Annotated in this window: 13 protein-coding genes; 2 read left to right on the top strand and 11 right to left on the bottom strand. The window is 71.3% G+C overall.

Translation table 11 applies throughout. The annotated features are described in order from the left end of the window. Positions 1-443: 443 nt before the first annotated feature. Positions 444-1,478 carry a hypothetical protein gene (locus tag AB0398_RS06880; protein WP_366372795.1) on the top strand — a complete coding sequence of 345 codons (1,035 nt, stop codon included), beginning with the start codon at positions 444-446 and terminating at the stop codon, positions 1,476-1,478. A 54-nt stretch (positions 1,479-1,532) separates the two neighbouring features. On the opposite strand, the gene AB0398_RS06875 is transcribed toward AB0398_RS06880, so the two are convergent. Genes AB0398_RS06875 through AB0398_RS06855 form a run of 5 tightly spaced genes read right to left on the bottom strand, consistent with a single transcriptional unit; the run spans position 1,533 to position 5,723 of the window. Then, on the bottom strand, positions 1,533-2,978 hold the full coding sequence (locus tag AB0398_RS06875; protein ID WP_366372794.1) for a cytochrome P450: 1,446 nt from the start codon (positions 2,976-2,978) through the stop codon (positions 1,533-1,535). Then, complete coding sequence (locus AB0398_RS06870; protein WP_366372793.1) at positions 2,975-3,598, bottom strand: ATP/GTP-binding protein; 624 nt, start codon at positions 3,596-3,598, stop codon at positions 2,975-2,977. Before AB0398_RS06870 ends, AB0398_RS06875 begins: the two co-directional genes overlap by 4 nt. After that, a complete protein-coding gene (locus AB0398_RS06865) occupies positions 3,579-3,935 on the bottom strand; it encodes a DUF742 domain-containing protein (protein WP_366372792.1) in 357 nt (118 codons plus the stop codon). Before AB0398_RS06865 ends, AB0398_RS06870 begins: the two co-directional genes overlap by 20 nt. Further along, the gene (locus AB0398_RS06860; RefSeq protein WP_260607026.1) at positions 3,932-4,339 is read right to left on the bottom strand and encodes a roadblock/LC7 domain-containing protein; all 408 of its coding nucleotides are present in this window, start codon (positions 4,337-4,339) and stop codon (positions 3,932-3,934) included. The genes AB0398_RS06865 and AB0398_RS06860 overlap by 4 nt, the downstream gene beginning before the upstream one ends. 1 nt (position 4,340) lies before the next feature. Continuing rightward, complete coding sequence (locus tag AB0398_RS06855; protein ID WP_366372791.1) at positions 4,341-5,723, bottom strand: ATP-binding protein; 1,383 nt, start codon at positions 5,721-5,723, stop codon at positions 4,341-4,343. Between the two features lie 754 nt (positions 5,724-6,477). Here AB0398_RS06855 and AB0398_RS06850 point away from each other — a divergent pair. Continuing rightward, on the top strand, positions 6,478-7,629 hold the full coding sequence (locus AB0398_RS06850; protein ID WP_366373016.1) for a glycoside hydrolase family 64 protein: 1,152 nt from the start codon (positions 6,478-6,480) through the stop codon (positions 7,627-7,629). A gap of 173 nt (positions 7,630-7,802) precedes the next feature. Here AB0398_RS06850 and AB0398_RS06845 read toward each other — a convergent pair whose 3' ends face one another. From AB0398_RS06845 to AB0398_RS06820, 6 genes are all read right to left on the bottom strand, one after another. Next, the gene (locus AB0398_RS06845; RefSeq protein WP_366372790.1) at positions 7,803-8,546 is read right to left on the bottom strand and encodes an amino acid ABC transporter ATP-binding protein; all 744 of its coding nucleotides are present in this window, start codon (positions 8,544-8,546) and stop codon (positions 7,803-7,805) included. Further along, positions 8,543-9,460 (bottom strand): amino acid ABC transporter permease, encoded by a 918-nt coding sequence (locus AB0398_RS06840; protein WP_366372789.1) that lies wholly within the window; start codon positions 9,458-9,460, stop codon positions 8,543-8,545. The genes AB0398_RS06845 and AB0398_RS06840 overlap by 4 nt, the downstream gene beginning before the upstream one ends. Positions 9,461-9,470: 10 nt before the next feature. Further along, the gene (locus AB0398_RS06835; protein WP_366372788.1) at positions 9,471-10,346 is read right to left on the bottom strand and encodes an ABC transporter substrate-binding protein; all 876 of its coding nucleotides are present in this window, start codon (positions 10,344-10,346) and stop codon (positions 9,471-9,473) included. Positions 10,347-10,556: 210 nt separating this feature from the next. Beyond that, positions 10,557-11,393, bottom strand: a complete 837-nt coding sequence (locus tag AB0398_RS06830; RefSeq protein ID WP_366372787.1) for an SAM hydroxide adenosyltransferase — start codon at positions 11,391-11,393, stop codon at positions 10,557-10,559. Positions 11,394-11,924: 531 nt separating this feature from the next. After that, positions 11,925-13,649, bottom strand: coding sequence for an acyl-CoA dehydrogenase family protein (locus AB0398_RS06825; protein ID WP_366372786.1), 1,725 nt, complete (start codon positions 13,647-13,649; stop codon positions 11,925-11,927). 79 nt (positions 13,650-13,728) lie between these two features. Further along, on the bottom strand, positions 13,729-14,301 hold the full coding sequence (locus tag AB0398_RS06820) for a PadR family transcriptional regulator (RefSeq protein WP_366372785.1): 573 nt from the start codon (positions 14,299-14,301) through the stop codon (positions 13,729-13,731). Positions 14,302-14,317 lie beyond the last annotated feature (16 nt).

Below are 14,317 nucleotides of genomic sequence, written 5' to 3'. Positions count from 1 at the left end.
GGCCGCGAGTCCGGCGAGCCGCCACGGGGAGGTCCCGGTCCCGCTCGCGGCGATTCCGCTCGGGACGGTGGCCCGTTTCGTACGAGGAAGGCGACGGGGGACGGTCCGTCCGGACGGCCGGGGCCCGGAGGCGCGGCCCGGACCGGCCCCCGGTGACCGCCCGGGGGCGCCGCCCTCCGGCCCGGGCGGGAAAAGCCCCGGTCACCTCGGAGAACGTCCCGTAAGGGAAAGGACACACGCCTGCTTCGCCCCCGGTTCGCGGAATGTGCACGGGACGGATCGTTCCGTTCCGGAGACGAACCTGTTCTGATTGGTGGTCAGCAACTGCTGGGTGATTGCCGGCCGTTCACGACGGGCAGGTTTGGAGGGTTGTGGGGCGGGCACCGCCCGGCCTCGCGGCCGGGGGACGGTTGCCGTCACGTAAGAGAAGGAGGTCGGTCCTCATGACCGTGCGCACCGTCGAACTCCCGCGGCTCTGGATGCCCCACCCACTGCGGGTGAACCCGTACCTGTCGAACCTGCACGAGGAGAGCGAGACCTGGGCGCGCGAGATGGGGATGCTGGAGGGGCACGGGGAGCTGCCCGGCCAGCGGCCCATATGGTCCCGGGACAAGTTCCACGCCATGACCGTCGACCAGCTCACCGCCTGGACCCTCCCCGACGCCTCCCTGCCCGCCCTCCGGCTCAACCACCGGTTCAACATCTGGGCCCTGGCGTGGGACGACTACTTCGCCGCCGCCTTCAAGCAGACCGGCGACCTGCCCGGCGCGCGGCTCTTCACCGCCCGGCTGCACGCCTTCCTGCGGCCCGAGCCCGACGCCCGGCTGCCGGAACCGGTGAACGCGGTCGAGCGGGGCATCGCCGACCTGCAGCGGCACCTCTTCCCGCCCGGCCTCGCCCACTGGCGGCACGACTTCAACCGGGCCCTGGCGCGGTACGTCGACGCGGGCGTCGAGGAGCTGGCCAACAGCCGCACCGGCCGCGTCCCCCACCTGATCGACTACGCGCCGTTCCGGCGGGAGAGCTTCGCCGCCCACACCGCCCCCTACTCCGTCGAGCTGGCGACCGGCGCCCGCATACCCGAGCAGATACGGCACAGCCGCACCGTCCGCGCCCTCCTCGACGCCTTCATGGACTTCATGGGGCTCGCGAACGACATCGCCTCCTACGAGCGGGAGGTCCACGAGGAGAACGACGTCAACAACCTGGTCGTGGTCGTCGGGACGTCCCTCGGGATCGCCCTCCACGACGCCGTGCCCGCCGCCCTGAACCTGGTGAACGCGCGGCTGCGGGACTTCGAGCACCTGAGGCGGAACGAGATGCCGCTCCTCGTGCGCCGGGCCGGTCTGGACCGGGACGAGCAGGCCGAGTCGGAGGCCTGGCTCCGGGGGGCCTGCGGGTTCCTCTCCGGGATCCACGCCTGGTACACCGGCGCCCCCCGCTACACCTCCGCCCCGGACGTCCCGTTCCCGGGATGACGGCGGCGGGGACCGACCCCGCCGCCGTCGCCCCCGTCACGCGGGAGGACGCCCCTACCGCCCGCGCAGCAGGCGCTTGACGCGCGTCCACCACGAGGCACGGGCCTCGGGCCGGCGCGCGCCCCCGGGCCCGCCCACCGGCATCGGCGGCACCGGCGGGACACCGTCGCTCTGCACGGGCGGGGCCGGGAGCGGGGCCGGGCCGTCGTCGACCCGGGGAGCACGCGGCGAGAAGCTCACGGGCAGCGCCGTCAGGTGCCGGGCCCAGGTGCTGGAGCGCCAGGTGAGGCTCTCCTCCGGGACCGAGAGGACGACGTCGGGCAGCCGGGTGAGCAGGATGTCGATGCCGGCGTCGGCGATGATGCGGCCGATGTCCTGGCCGGGGCACTCGTGCGTGCCGGCGCTGAAGGACAGGTGCGCCCGGTTGTGGTGGACGGGGGCCGCGGGGTCCGGGCGGATCGCCTGGTCGACGTTCCCGGCGGCCAGGCCGAGGAGGAGCATGTCCCCCGCCTTGATCTCCTGTCCGCCGAGGGTGGTGTCGCTGTTGGCCCAGCGGCCCGGGCACACCATCAGCGGCGGCTCGTCCCACAGGACCTGCTCCACGGCCTCGGGCAGGGTCATCTGGCCGCCGGCCAGCGAACCGCGGAACCGGGGGTCGGTGAGGACCATCCGCAGGACGTTGGACATGAGGTTGGCGGTCGTCTCGTACCCGGCGAGCAGGATGAGGCGCAGGTGGTGCTTGACCTCCTCGTCGGTGAGGCCGGCGGGGTGGGCCATCAGGGCGGAGGCGATGTCGTGCCCCGGGTGGGCGCGCTTGGCGGCGACGAGCCGTTCGAGGCTCTCCAGGACGAAGGCGTTGCTGGCGAGCGACGTCTCGGTGGCCTTGAAGAGGTCCCGGGCGGCGTGCACGAGTTCGGGCGCGTCCTCGTCGGACATGCCGAGGAGGTGGATGAGGGTGAGCATGGGCAGGTGCTCGGTGAACTGCCCGACGAGCTCCGCCTCGCCCTTCTCGCAGAACCCGTCGATCACCTGGTGGGCGAAGCGGATGATGTGGCGGCGGACCCCCCGGTGGTCGAACTGGCCGAGGCCGGCGGTGAGCGCACCGCGCAGCCGCTGGTGCTCCTCGCCGTCCGCGCAGACGCAGTCGGGGCGCCAGCCGATCATCGGCATGAGCGGCGAGGTGGCGGGGTCGATCTCGCCGGTCCGCCAGCCGTGCCAGACGCGGGGGTCGCGGGAGAACTGGGTCGGGCGGCTGGCCACGTCGCGGTTCTCCAGGTACCCCAGGACGAGCCAGGCGCGCACGTCGCCGTCGAGCAGGACGGGCGCCACCGGGCCGTGGGCGGCCCGCAGTTCCTCGTACAGGCCCATGGGGTCCGTGGCCGCCGCCTCGCCGTAGAGCCGGGTCGCTCCGCCGGCTCCGGTGGCGGCGTGGGCCGGGCAGCCGGGGGGCGGGACCCGGCCCGCCTGCGCGGTGGCGTGTTCGGCGGGTGGGAAGGTCATGCGGTCTCCTGGGCGGCGACGAGGGTGTGCAGGTAGTCCATCAGCGAAAGCAGGGCGTCGCGGCAGGACGCCCGGTCCCGTGCGTCGCAGGCGACGAGGGGCACGGATTCGCCGAGGGCCAGGGCGGTGCGCAGCTCCTCCACGGGGTACTGCGGTGCCTCCGGGAAGGTGTTGACGGCCACGACGAAGGGGACGCGGCGGTCCTCCAGGCGGGTGATGACCTCGAAGCAGACCTCGATCCTGCGCGTGTCGACGAGGACCACGGCGCCGAGCGCGCCTTCGAAGATGCCGTTCCAGAGGAACCAGAAGCGCTCCTGCCCAGGGGTGCCGAAGAGGTAGAGGACCAGCTCCTGGTTGATGCTGATCCGGCCGAAGTCCATCGCGACGGTCGTGGTGTTCTTGCCCTCGACGCCGGGGTTGTGGTCGATCCCGACGCCCGCCTGCGTCATGGTCTCCTCGGTGGTCAGGGGCGGGATCTCGCTCACCGCCCCGACCATCGTGGTCTTGCCGACGCCGAAGCCGCCGACGACGACGACCTTGACGCCCCTGGCGCTGTGCGGCAGGGGCATGCCGGCGCCGCGCGGGCCGGGAACGAGCGTGTCAGAGCTTGCGTAGTCCATGGATCACCGCCTCCAGTAGGCCGCGTTCGGGATAGGTCGCCACCGGTACGGGCGCGATGGCCTCGACCCGCTCGTTCTCGACGAGTTTGAAGAGCAGGGCGGTGACGACGCTGAACGGAAGGCTGAGGTACGCCGAGAGCTCGGCCACCGACAGCGGATAGGCGCACATGGTGAGGATGGACGCCTGCTCGGGCTGCATCGAGGGGTCGGGCGCGGCCCGTGCCACGATGAGGGTGACCAGGTTGAAGCCCTTGGCCGAGGAACCGGAGCCGCCGGTGATGACGTAGAGCGGAACGGGGTTGCCTTCATTCCAGGGGCCCGGATTCTCCGATGTCACATCGCCTGCCTGACGTCCTGCCGGGGCGGGCTGGTCATGTGCTGGCCGATCCGGGCCACCAGCGTCCGCATGCGGTCGCCGAGCAGTCCGGCGTCCACCTCCTGGTCGGCGAGGACCGCGAGGTAGGCGCCGGGGCCGGCCGCCATCAGGGAGAAGTAGCCTCCGTCGGCCTCGATGCCGACCATCCGCGTCGAGCCGTCGCCGTGCGGGAACATCTGGGCGATGGCCCGGGCCAGGCTCTGGATGCCGGAGCAGGCGGCGGCGATGGCGTCGGCGGTGTCGGGCGCCGTGTTCGCCTGCCCGATGCTCAGTCCGTCCGCCGAGAGGATGACCACGTGGCGTACGAACGGAACGCTGTTGACGAGCTCCGTGAGCATCCAGTCCATGTTGGGCAGTGGCTGCATGTTACTCGACCTCATCCGAAGGCTCGTTGGGGGAAGGGGTGGGTTCGGCGGCCGCTCTCTTCTCGCCGTTGAACGCCTCCCACATCAGGCCCGGCTGGGGGGAGGGCCGGGAGGAGGCGGGCGTGGTGGGGGGCGTGGGGCCCGTCACCACGACCGGGATCGGGACGGGCGACTCGCGCCGCCGCTGCGGGAGGCCGTTGGGGGCCCTCCTGATCCCGCCGGTCTCCGCGGTCTCCGCGGCGAGGGCGGGCGACGGCATGGGCGGGGGCGTCGGCGTGGGCACCGGAGCGGTCCGGGTCGGGCCGCCCACGGTGCGGTGCGGGCCGGCCGCGCGCCGCTTGGCGAAGTCGTTGGGCCGCACGGCGGGCCGGGGCATCGTGGTGATCAGGTTCCGGGGGACGAGCACGACGGCCCGTACGCCTCCGTAGGCGGAGGTGCGCAGGTGGACCTCGCAGCCGTGCTCGCGGGCGAGGCGGCTGACCACGGGCAGGCCGAGCTGGGTGACCTCGCCCAGGCTCGCGAGCTGGATGGTCCGCTGCGACTGCGCCATGACGTGCTCGACGCGCTGCCTGACCTCCTCGGTGAGGCCGACGCCCCGGTCCTCGATCTCGACGACGACGCCGGAGGGCACCTCGTTGGCGGTGACCTCCACGGGGGCGTGCGGCGGCGAGAACGACGTCGCGTTGTCGAGGAGTTCGGCGAACAGGTGCATCAGCGGCTCGGCGCCGGGGCCGACCACGGCCACCTCGGCCACCGCCTGGAGCTTGACGCGGGGGTAGTCCACGATGCGCGACATGGCTCCGCGCAGGATGTCGTAGAGCGGGATCGACTTCGACCACTGGCGGCCGGGGCGGGCGTCGCCCAGGACCGCGATGCTGGCCGCGAGGCGGCCGATCAGGGCGTTGCGGTGGTCGACGTCCTGGAGGCCGCGGGAGACCACGATGTCGTTGCCGTGGAGGATCTGCATGGCGTGCAGGTCCTTGGTGAGCTGGTGCACGATCGCCTGGACGCGGCGCGCGACCGCCACGAGGGCCCGCTGGGAGGCGTCGCGGGTGTGCTCCTCGGCCTCCACCGCCTCCAGGAGGGTCCGCAGGGCGCCCTTGAGCGCTTCGCTGAACTCCTTGTCGAGGTGCCTGCCGAAGTCGACGGCGCGCAGGATGTCCGAGGCGGCGTCGCCCCTCTTGAGGCGGGCGACGGCCGCGGGCAGGAGCTCTTCGGCGAGCCAGACGGTGGTGGCCCGCTGGTCGGCGAGCCGTCCGAGCAGGGCGGCCTCGCGCTGCTCGTAGTACTTCTCCGCCTCGACGGCCGCCCGCTTGTGGCGGGCCGCCTCCGCCGCGCGCAGCCGGCGCGCGGTGCCGGCCGAGGTGAGGACCGTCAGGAGCACCGCGGTGAGACCGCACCAGGCGACCGGCGTCCGTATCTGTGCAGGGGAGAGGAGGAGTGCGATCAGGGAGGCTCCCGCCAGAACTCCCGGGGGGAGGAGCCATTCCCGGACGACCGGAGTCGGCCGGGCTCTGGAAATCGAACCTGCACGAACCATCAGGAGGGTCCCTAAGAAGTCTGGAATGAGCGGACCGTGGGTGTGGTGCGCCGAAAGGAGCGAAGGCGGACTTCATTCGGGCACGTGTACGCGTGCCCCGACGAGAACCCGACGGGCGGAAACCCGGGGGGTCGCTCGGGAAATCGCGCCGGCGGGCGCTTTTTCTCGCGGCCGTACTCCGTCCACGCGCTCACGGCGTTCATGACTCGCTGTGAGCGTGTCGCAACACACCGGTGAGCATAGTCAGTTCGGGTTCTCCGTGTGACGTCGCCGAAAGGACAACCTTCACCGGTCATTCCGATCGCATAAAGCGACGGACGGCCGTACCTGAAATGCAATAAACCGATCAAATTCTGTCGCCCGCTCATCGGGAGGCCAGAGAGAGGCGCCCCGCCGGTCGCCGTCGGATCCGTCGCGGGCATTGACAGGTCCATCCCATGCTCCCATCCTTGAGAGCGCTCTCAAGAGTGCTTCCACGAGCTCGATCCCCCCATGGATTCCCCCCACACGGAGTCCCCCCACCTCCGAGGAGCCCCACGTGTCCGCACGTCACAGGCGCACGCGCGTCCGACTCGTCCCCCTTCTGGCGGCCGCCGCGCTGATCGGCACCGGCATCACCGTCGCCGCCTCCTCCGACCCCGTCGAGGCCGCCGTCCCCGCGACCATCCCGCTCACCTTCGCGAACAACTCCGGTCGCGGGGAGCAGGTGTACGTCTACAACCTCGGCACCGAGCTCTCGACGGGCCGGCAGGGCTGGGCGGACGCGAACGGAACCTTCCACCCCTGGCCGGCCGGGGGCTCCGTCCCCGTCCCCGCGCCCGACGCCTCCATCGCCGGCCCGGCCAACGGGCGGTCGATGACGATACGGATGCCGAAGTTCTCGGGCCGCGTCTACTTCAGCTACGGCCAGAAGCTGAACTTCAAGCTGGCGACGGGCGGCCTCGTGCAGCCCGCGGTCCAGAACCCGAGCGACCCCAACCGGAACATCCTCTTCAACTGGTCCGAGTACACCCTCAACGACGCGGGCCTCTGGCTCAACAGCACCCAGGTCGACATGGTCTCGGCGCCCTACTCGGTCGGCGTGAAGCGGCCGAACGGCTCCGTCGCGAACACGGGCCGCCTCAAGCCCGGCGGCTACCGGGGCTTCTTCGACGCGCTGCGCGCCCAGCCCGGCGGCTGGGGCGGCCTCGTGCAGACCCGCTCCGACGGCACGGTGCTGCGCGCGCTCGCGCCGGGCCACGGCATCGAGGCCGGCGGGCTGCCGGCCGGGGTGATGAACGACTACGTCAACCGGGTCTGGAGCAAGTACTCCACGTCGACCCTGACCGTGACGCCCTTCGCCAACCAGCCCTCCGTGAAGTACTACGGGCGGGTCTCGGGCAACGTCATGAACTTCACCAACGGGTCGGGCCAGGTCGTCACCTCCTTCCAGAAGCCCGACTCGGACAGCGTCTTCGGCTGCTACAAGCACCTGGACGCCCCGAACGACCAGGTGCGCGGCCCCATCTCCCGTACGCTCTGCGCCGGTTACAACCGCTCCACCCTGCTCACCAACCCCAACCAGCCGGACTCCTCGTCGGCCGGCTTCTACAAGGACGCGGTGACCAACCACTACTCCCGCGCGATCCACGAGCGGATGGTGGACGGCAAGGCGTACGGCTTCGCCTTCGACGACGTCGGCGCGCACGAGTCGCTGGTGCACGACGGCAACCCGCAGCAGGCGTACGTGACGCTCGACCCGTTCGACTAGAACGCGCCCCTCCGATCCGCTCGCCGGTTGATCGGGCGCGTCTGTCCGGCCGGTCACCAGCCGTGTGGCGCGGGACCGGAACCGGCGCTCCGCCCCTCGTCGAAGAAGCCGGCCCCTCCCCCGGGAGGAGGAAGGGCCGGCTTTCGCGGTCCGCGCCGCGGGGGGGCACGGGGTCAGGAACGGTCGAGCGCGCGGGCGAGGAAGCGCCGCGTGGCCCGCTCCCGCGGAGCGGTGAGCACCTGCTCCGCCGTGCCCTGTTCCACGATCACGCCGCCCTCCAGGAAGCAGACCCGGTCCGCGACCCGCCGGGCGAAGTCCATCTCGTGCGTGGCCATCAGGATGGTCAGGCCGCGTCCCTTGAGGTCGGCGACGACGTCCAGGACCTCGCCGACCAGTTCGGGATCGAGGGCGGACGTGATCTCGTCGAAGAGCAACAGCTCCGGCTCGGTGGCCAGGGCGCGGGCGATCGCCACGCGCTGCTGCTGTCCGCCGGACAGCCGGTCGGGATGTTCGTGCGCCTTGTCCGCGAGTCCGAGGCGTTCCAGGAGTTCCCGGGCCGATGCCTCGGCCTTCCCGCGCGGGACGCCGTGGACCTGGCGGGGTGCGAGGGTGATGTTGTCCAGCACGCTCAGGTGCGGGAACAGGTTGTACGCCTGGAAGACGATGCCGATCCGCCGGCGGGCGACGTCGGGGTCCAGCCGGGGATCGGTCAGTTCGCTCTCCCCCAGGTGGACGGTGCCGTCGTCGACGACTTCGAGCAGGTCCACGCACCGGAGCAGGGTCGACTTGCCCGAGCCCGAACCGCCGATCAGGCAGACGACCTGGTGCTCGGCGACGTCCAGGTCGATCGAGCGCAGCACCAGTCGCTCCCCGTACTGCTTGCGGAGGCCACGGATGCGCAGCAGCGGTCCGCTCATCGGCCCGCCCCCGCCCGGGTGCGCCGCACGGCCCGACGCTGGAGCCGGTCGGCGACGCGGGTGAGCGGGATGGTCACCGCGATGAACAAGAGGGCCGCTCCCAGGTACGGGGTGTAGTTGAAGTCGTAGTCCGCCTTGATCTGCGCGGCCCGCAGCGCTTCGAGCGGGCCGAGGACGGCGACCAGCGCGGTGTCCTTCTGCAGGGCGATGAAGTCGTTCAGCAGGGGTGGGAGCACGTTGCGCACCGCCTGGGGCAGCACGACGTGCCGCAGGGTCTGCCGCTCGTTGAGACCGAGGGCCCGGGCGGCGTTCCGCTGCGCGGGGTGGACCGAGTCCAGTCCCGCCCGGAACACCTCGGCGACGTAGGCCGTGTAGGAGAGGACCAGGGCGATGACGCCGAGGATCCACGGCTCGGAGGGGGTGCCCTGGAGCTGCAGCGCCGGCAGTCCGAAGCCGACGAGGAAGACGAGCAGCAGGGTCGGTACGCCGCGGAAGACGTCCACGTAGACGGTGGCGGCGAGCCGCAGCGGCTGGAGACCCGGTGCGCGGGTCACCCGTACCAGGGCGATCAGCAGTCCCAGGACGAGGATCAGCACCTCGGCGACGAGGAACATCTGGATGTTGAGCCAGAAGCCCCGGAGGAGGTCGGGGAAGGCGGAGCGGAACTCGGCGCCGTCGAAGAACAGGCTGTCGACGCGTTCCCAGCCCGGCGAGGCGACCGCGGCCGCGCCCACGGCCGTCAGGCCGAGCAGGGTGCACAGGAGGGAGACCCAGGTGTGGCGGCGCTTGCGGGAGCGGCGGTACCGCTGCCGCTCCCGTTCGTGGTCGCTGGGCCGGTAGAGGGCGTCGGGCGTCCCGGACGCGTCCGAAGGGGTGGCCGGCCGGTCCGGTGCGGCCGTCTTGCCGATGTCCACGGTCTGCCCGTCAGCGCTTCAGCTCGGGGACGTTCGCCGAGGCGGAGAGCCACTGCGTGGTGAGCCTCGCGAGTGTTCCGTCCGCCCTGAGCTCGTCGAGGGCCCGGTTGACGCAGGAGGTGTACCCGCTGTTCTTCGGCAGGAGCAGGCCGAACTTCTCGGGGGTGCCGCCCGCGTAGCCGAACTGGCCGACGATCTCGCCGTTCTCCAGCTCGGCTCCGGCCAGGTAGAAGACCGTGGGCAGGTCGGTGACGATCGCGTCGATCTGACCGTTCCGCAGCGCGGTGACCTCGTCCTTGGTGGTGCTGAAGACGCTCGGCCGCTTCGAGGGCTTGATCTGGTCGAGCACGGCCTGGTAGCTGGTCGTCGCGACCTGCACGCCGATTTCGGCGTCCTTGAAGGCGCTCAGGGACGTGGCCTTCGCGAACGCGGACCCGTCGAGCGTCAGGATGGCCTGATTAGCCGTGTAGTAACTGGTGGAGAAATCGACGGCTTTCGCGCGCTGCGGCGTGATGGAGATCTGGTTGATGTCGAAGTCGAAAGACTTCTTCCCAGGGGCGTAGGAATGGGCGAAGGGCTCGACGACCCATTTCACCCGGTCGCGTTCGAACCCCAGCTTTTCGGCCACCGCGTAGGCCACGGTGCTTTCGAAACCCTTTCCGTTGGAAGGGGTGTTGCTGTCGAACCACGGCTCGTAGGCCGGGGAATCGGTCGCGATGGTGAGCCGGCCGCGCTCATGGAGACTCGGGCTGTCGGTCGTGCACGGGGAGGCTTTCTCGGCGCCGGCCGATCCGGAGGTGGTCTGCGGCTGGGGCGCGCAGCCGACGGCCGCCAGCGCGACGACGGTGACGGCGGAGAACGCCAGAGATGTGCGGGTACGGGACATCAGAGGTCCTTCGAGGGAAGTCCGGGAAAGTACGGGAAAGGAGGGCCGGTGCTGTGCGCTCAGCGACACAGATCGGCCGCACAGCGCACGTGGTCCACGTGGCGGCGGCGTACCAGCAGGAGAGTTCCGGACATGCTTTTCAGCATTCCGGTTCACGGAGACCGGCGTCAATCTCGAAGACCACCGCCGGGGTAACGCGTTGATAACATGTCAGCCAGTGAGATGAAAGACTCGGTCGCCTTGGTTCAGGCCGAAGACATCTGCCGCGGAACCACCGCGGATTACCAGTTCGGCGAATCCGATCCCGGAGCTCCCGACGGTGATTCCGGGTTCGCCGAGCGGGACGTCGGGGAGGCGGTCGTAACAGCGCACCGGGACGTCGCGGCCGTCGAGTCGATTGCGCACGAGAAGGCTCCCGGCAGTGTCGTAGCCGGGCAGGTCGGCGGCCGGGCGATCCAGCTTGCAGTTGCCGAAGTTGTCGACGACGGCGATCCGTACGTCGTCGTCGACGGGCGGGCGCACTGCCGACGTCCGGGCGGGGACGGGGTGTCCGTCCACCAGCCAGCGGGCCAGCAGGGGCGCGTACCACAGGCTGCGGAACTGGGTCCGTACCATCTCCTCGATCTCGGCCGGCGTCAGCTCGGCCCAGTCGCCGGCGGCGGCCTCCAGCACCTCGCGGACGTCGGTGACCCGCACCTCCGTCAGCTCCAGGTAGGCCGCCAGCGGGGCGAGGACCCGCTGGTTCAGGGTGCTGACGACCAGGTGGTCGCCGTGGCGGAAGGAGCAGAAGGGCACGCCGTTGGGCCAGTGCCCGTTCCTCGGCGCGATGTTGACGAGCACCACGACCGGGCGGCTCGGGCCGCCGATCAGGTCAGTGGAGCGGAGCAGGTCGAGCAGGGTGAGGGCGGCGGCGCCCTCCGGGTCCGTTCCACCGAGCGGCAGGACGGTCGGTGTGGAGCCGAAGAGGGCGGCAATCCTGGTGGACTGGCGGGCGAGGGCGTTGGGGTCGGAGCAGTCGGTGAGGGAGACGACCGGGGGAAGGGTCATGGCGGTACTTCGCCCTTCTGTCGGGAGACGTGCGGTGGGAGTGGAGGTCGAGGTCCGGCTCGCGGGCTCGGTGGCCGGGTCCGGGCAACAAAAAACGGACCCTCCGTTTCCGGAGGGTCCGTCGCGTCCTGCGCGCACATGGCTTCGCTAGCGAAGCGCCTCCGGGAGCGGGGGCATCATTCGCATCATGGCGAGGGTGGCGGTGTGCTGCATGGGCCGGACGATAGCAGAAGCCCCGACCGCCCCAGTCACCTTTCCACATGGTGGACGAGCCGTTCCGATGGCGCGGCTAGAGGACGTCTCCCATGACCGAGGTGAGCCGCATCCGGCGAGCGACTCGACGGCAGACCGCCCGGGGCGGGGACCCCCACCACGCCCTCGTCCGTCCCGGCCGAGGGCGCCGGACCGCCGCGTCGACGTCGGCGATGCGCCGTGGACATGCTCCTCGCAGGACGGACTCCAAGCGGCGGAAGCCCGCACGGCCGGCCGGGGAGGTCGGTCGTGCGGGCTTCCGTGTGACGGGCGGGAAGGTCAGGGCGTCATCTCGTACGCGCCCGAAAGCGCCTCGACGCGCTGCCAGACGCGGCCCGAGCGCGCCTCGTCGACGACGGGGCGGCGGACGGCGCCGAGCGCCCAGAGCTGCTGCTGCTCGGTCGCGGAGTCCTTGCCGTGCAGCTCGACGGCGTGCGCGGAGAAGTCGCGGACGAGGACGGCGAACAGCTCGTCGAGGACGTCCTCGTCGAGGCCGGTCAGCGCGGCCTGCTCCAGGACCAGCTGCCCGTGGACGACGAGCGCGAAGAGCTGGCCGACGGCGAGGAGCAGGTCCAGGTCGCGGCTCTGCTCCTCGTCCGGGGCGGCCTTGAGGACGAACTCGCAGAGCGCGTCGGCCTGTTCGCGGAAGCGGGCGACGTTGGCCACGTGGGCGTACGCGTCGTAGGCGGCGCGCCAGTCGTGGAAGCGGACCGAGCCGAGGCCGCGGGCCGGGCCCTGGCGGAAGAGGAAGGCGTCGTCGGCCGCGTCCAGGCGGGTCGGGACGGGCTCGTAGGCGACCGGGTCGAGGAGGTGGTTGCGCAGGAACTTGAGGATCAGCGCCAGGTTGACGTGGACGGTGCCCTCCAGCTTCGGCAGGCCCCGGATCTCCACGGCCGCCTCGGCGAAGTAGTTGTCCTTCTCGAAGCCCTTGGCGGCGATGACGTCCCACATCAGGTCGATGACCTTCTCGCCCTCCGTGGTCACCTTCATCTTCGTCATCGGGTTGAAGAGGAGGTAGCGGCGGTCCTCGGGACCGGCGGTGCGGAAGTAGTCGACGGCCCGGTCGCTGAACAGCTTCATGCCGACGAGCCGGACGTAGGCGTCGGTCAGCTCGCGCCGCACGTGCGGGAAGGCGGTGACGGGACGGCCGTACAGGATCCGGTTCTGCGCGTGGGTGACGGCCTCGTACATCGCGTGCTCGCAGATGCCGATGGAGGCGGTGCACAGGTTGAACTTGCCGACGTTGACCGTGTTGAGGGCCGCGTCGAAGGCGGCGCGGCCGGTGTGCAGGACGTCCTCGGCGGCGACCGGGTAGTCCTCCAGGCGGAACTCGCTGACGTACTTCGAGGAGTCGACGACGTTCTTCACGAGGTGGTACGCGTCGTGGCGGCTGTCGGCGGCGAAGAAGACGTAGCCGTCGGGGCCCTCGACGTCGGTGCGGCGGCCGAAGACGGAGACGAGCCCGGCGGCGTTGCCGTTGCCGATGTAGTACTTGGAGCCGGTGGCGCGGAAGCCGCCCTCGCCGTCGGGCGTGAGCAGCATGTCCGTGGAGTAGATGTCGGCGCCGTGGGTCTTCTCCGAGAGGCCGAAGGCGAACACCTCGCCTTGGGACAGGAGTTCGGCGGCGCGGGCGCGGGCGGCGGCGTTGTCGCTCTGCCAGACCGGGCCCAGGCCGAGGATGGTGACCTGCCAGGCGTACCAGTAGTCGAGGCCGTAGAAGCCGAGGATCTCGTTGAGGGCGGCGATGCGGGCGGTGTCCCAGCGCTTGTCGCCCTCGTCCTCGCCGGCGGCGGAGGACGGGGTGAGGAAGGTGGCGAAGAGGCCCTCCTCGGCGGCGAAGGCGAGGAAGTCGCCGAGCCAGGCGCGGGTCCGGTAGTCCTCGATGAGCCGGCGCTTGCCGCGCGCCTCGAACCAGTCGACGGTGGCGCGCAGGAGCCGGCGGGTCTCCGGGTCGAAGTGCGCCGGGTCGTAGGTGTGCGGGTTGAACAGCAGCGGGTCGGCCATGACGTCCGCCTTTCCGGCTCGGGTGAGGGGTGGGGGTGGGTGGTGGGATGTGCGGGGGGGGGCGGGGCGGCCCCCGGGTTCAGCGTTCGGCCCCGAAGCGGGCGAGGGTGGCGAGGACGTCGTCGAGCCAGGCGATCATCATCCGCTCGTACGCGATGCCGCCCCGCAGCACGACGTGCTGGAGTTCCCGCTCGGCGTCGAGCGGGCCGTCCGCCGCCCGGCCGTCCGCGCCCGGCTCCCCGAAGTCGCGGGTCTCGCCCGCGAGGTAGTGGGCGAGGCGGTCCGTGTGCGCCTTCCGGTGCCGCTCGACCTCGCCGGTCAGCGCGGCCGGGTCGTCGAAGGCGGCGCCCCGGATCTTCACCGCGAGGTCGTGCCGCACGCTCTCGGGCTCGATCGGCTCGCCCAGCCACGCGGAGAGCGCGTCGCGGCCGGGGCCGGCGACGGAGTACTCCTTCTTGTCCGGGCGGCCCTGCTGGGGCACGTCGCGGACGTCGATCCAGCCGTCGCTCTCCATGCGCTTGAGCACGCGGTAGATCTGCTGGTGGGTGGCGGTCCAGAAGTATCCGATGGACCGCTCGAAGCGCCGGGCCAGCTCGTAGCCGGATCCGGGCTTCTCCAGCAGGGACACGAGGATCGCGTGGTCGAGCGCCATGCCCCCGATCCTGCTA

It is taken from the genome of Streptomyces sp. NPDC086147 (assembly GCF_040702165.1).
GTDB lineage: Bacteria > Actinomycetota > Actinomycetes > Streptomycetales > Streptomycetaceae > Streptomyces.
Note: the sequence above shows the minus strand (reverse complement) of the source record. Positions and strands in the feature narration are given on the sequence as shown.

What these genes read in the sequence shown, in the direction of transcription:
- AB0398_RS06870 (WP_366372793.1), bottom strand. Translation starts at nt 3,598, where the DNA reads ATGGACTACGCAAGCTCTGACACGCTCGTTCCCGGCCCGCGCGGCGCC.
- AB0398_RS06875 (WP_366372794.1), bottom strand. Translation starts at nt 2,978, where the DNA reads ATGACCTTCCCACCCGCCGAACACGCCACCGCGCAGGCGGGCCGGGTC.
- AB0398_RS06825 (WP_366372786.1), bottom strand. Translation starts at nt 13,649, where the DNA reads ATGGCCGACCCGCTGCTGTTCAACCCGCACACCTACGACCCGGCGCAC.
- AB0398_RS06845 (WP_366372790.1), bottom strand. Translation starts at nt 8,546, where the DNA reads ATGAGCGGACCGCTGCTGCGCATCCGTGGCCTCCGCAAGCAGTACGGG.
- AB0398_RS06880 (WP_366372795.1), top strand. Translation starts at nt 444, where the DNA reads ATGACCGTGCGCACCGTCGAACTCCCGCGGCTCTGGATGCCCCACCCA.
- AB0398_RS06820 (WP_366372785.1), bottom strand. Translation starts at nt 14,301, where the DNA reads ATGGCGCTCGACCACGCGATCCTCGTGTCCCTGCTGGAGAAGCCCGGA.
- AB0398_RS06830 (WP_366372787.1), bottom strand. Translation starts at nt 11,393, where the DNA reads ATGACCCTTCCCCCGGTCGTCTCCCTCACCGACTGCTCCGACCCCAAC.
- AB0398_RS06860 (WP_260607026.1), bottom strand. Translation starts at nt 4,339, where the DNA reads ATGCAGCCACTGCCCAACATGGACTGGATGCTCACGGAGCTCGTCAAC.
- AB0398_RS06835 (WP_366372788.1), bottom strand. Translation starts at nt 10,346, where the DNA reads ATGTCCCGTACCCGCACATCTCTGGCGTTCTCCGCCGTCACCGTCGTC.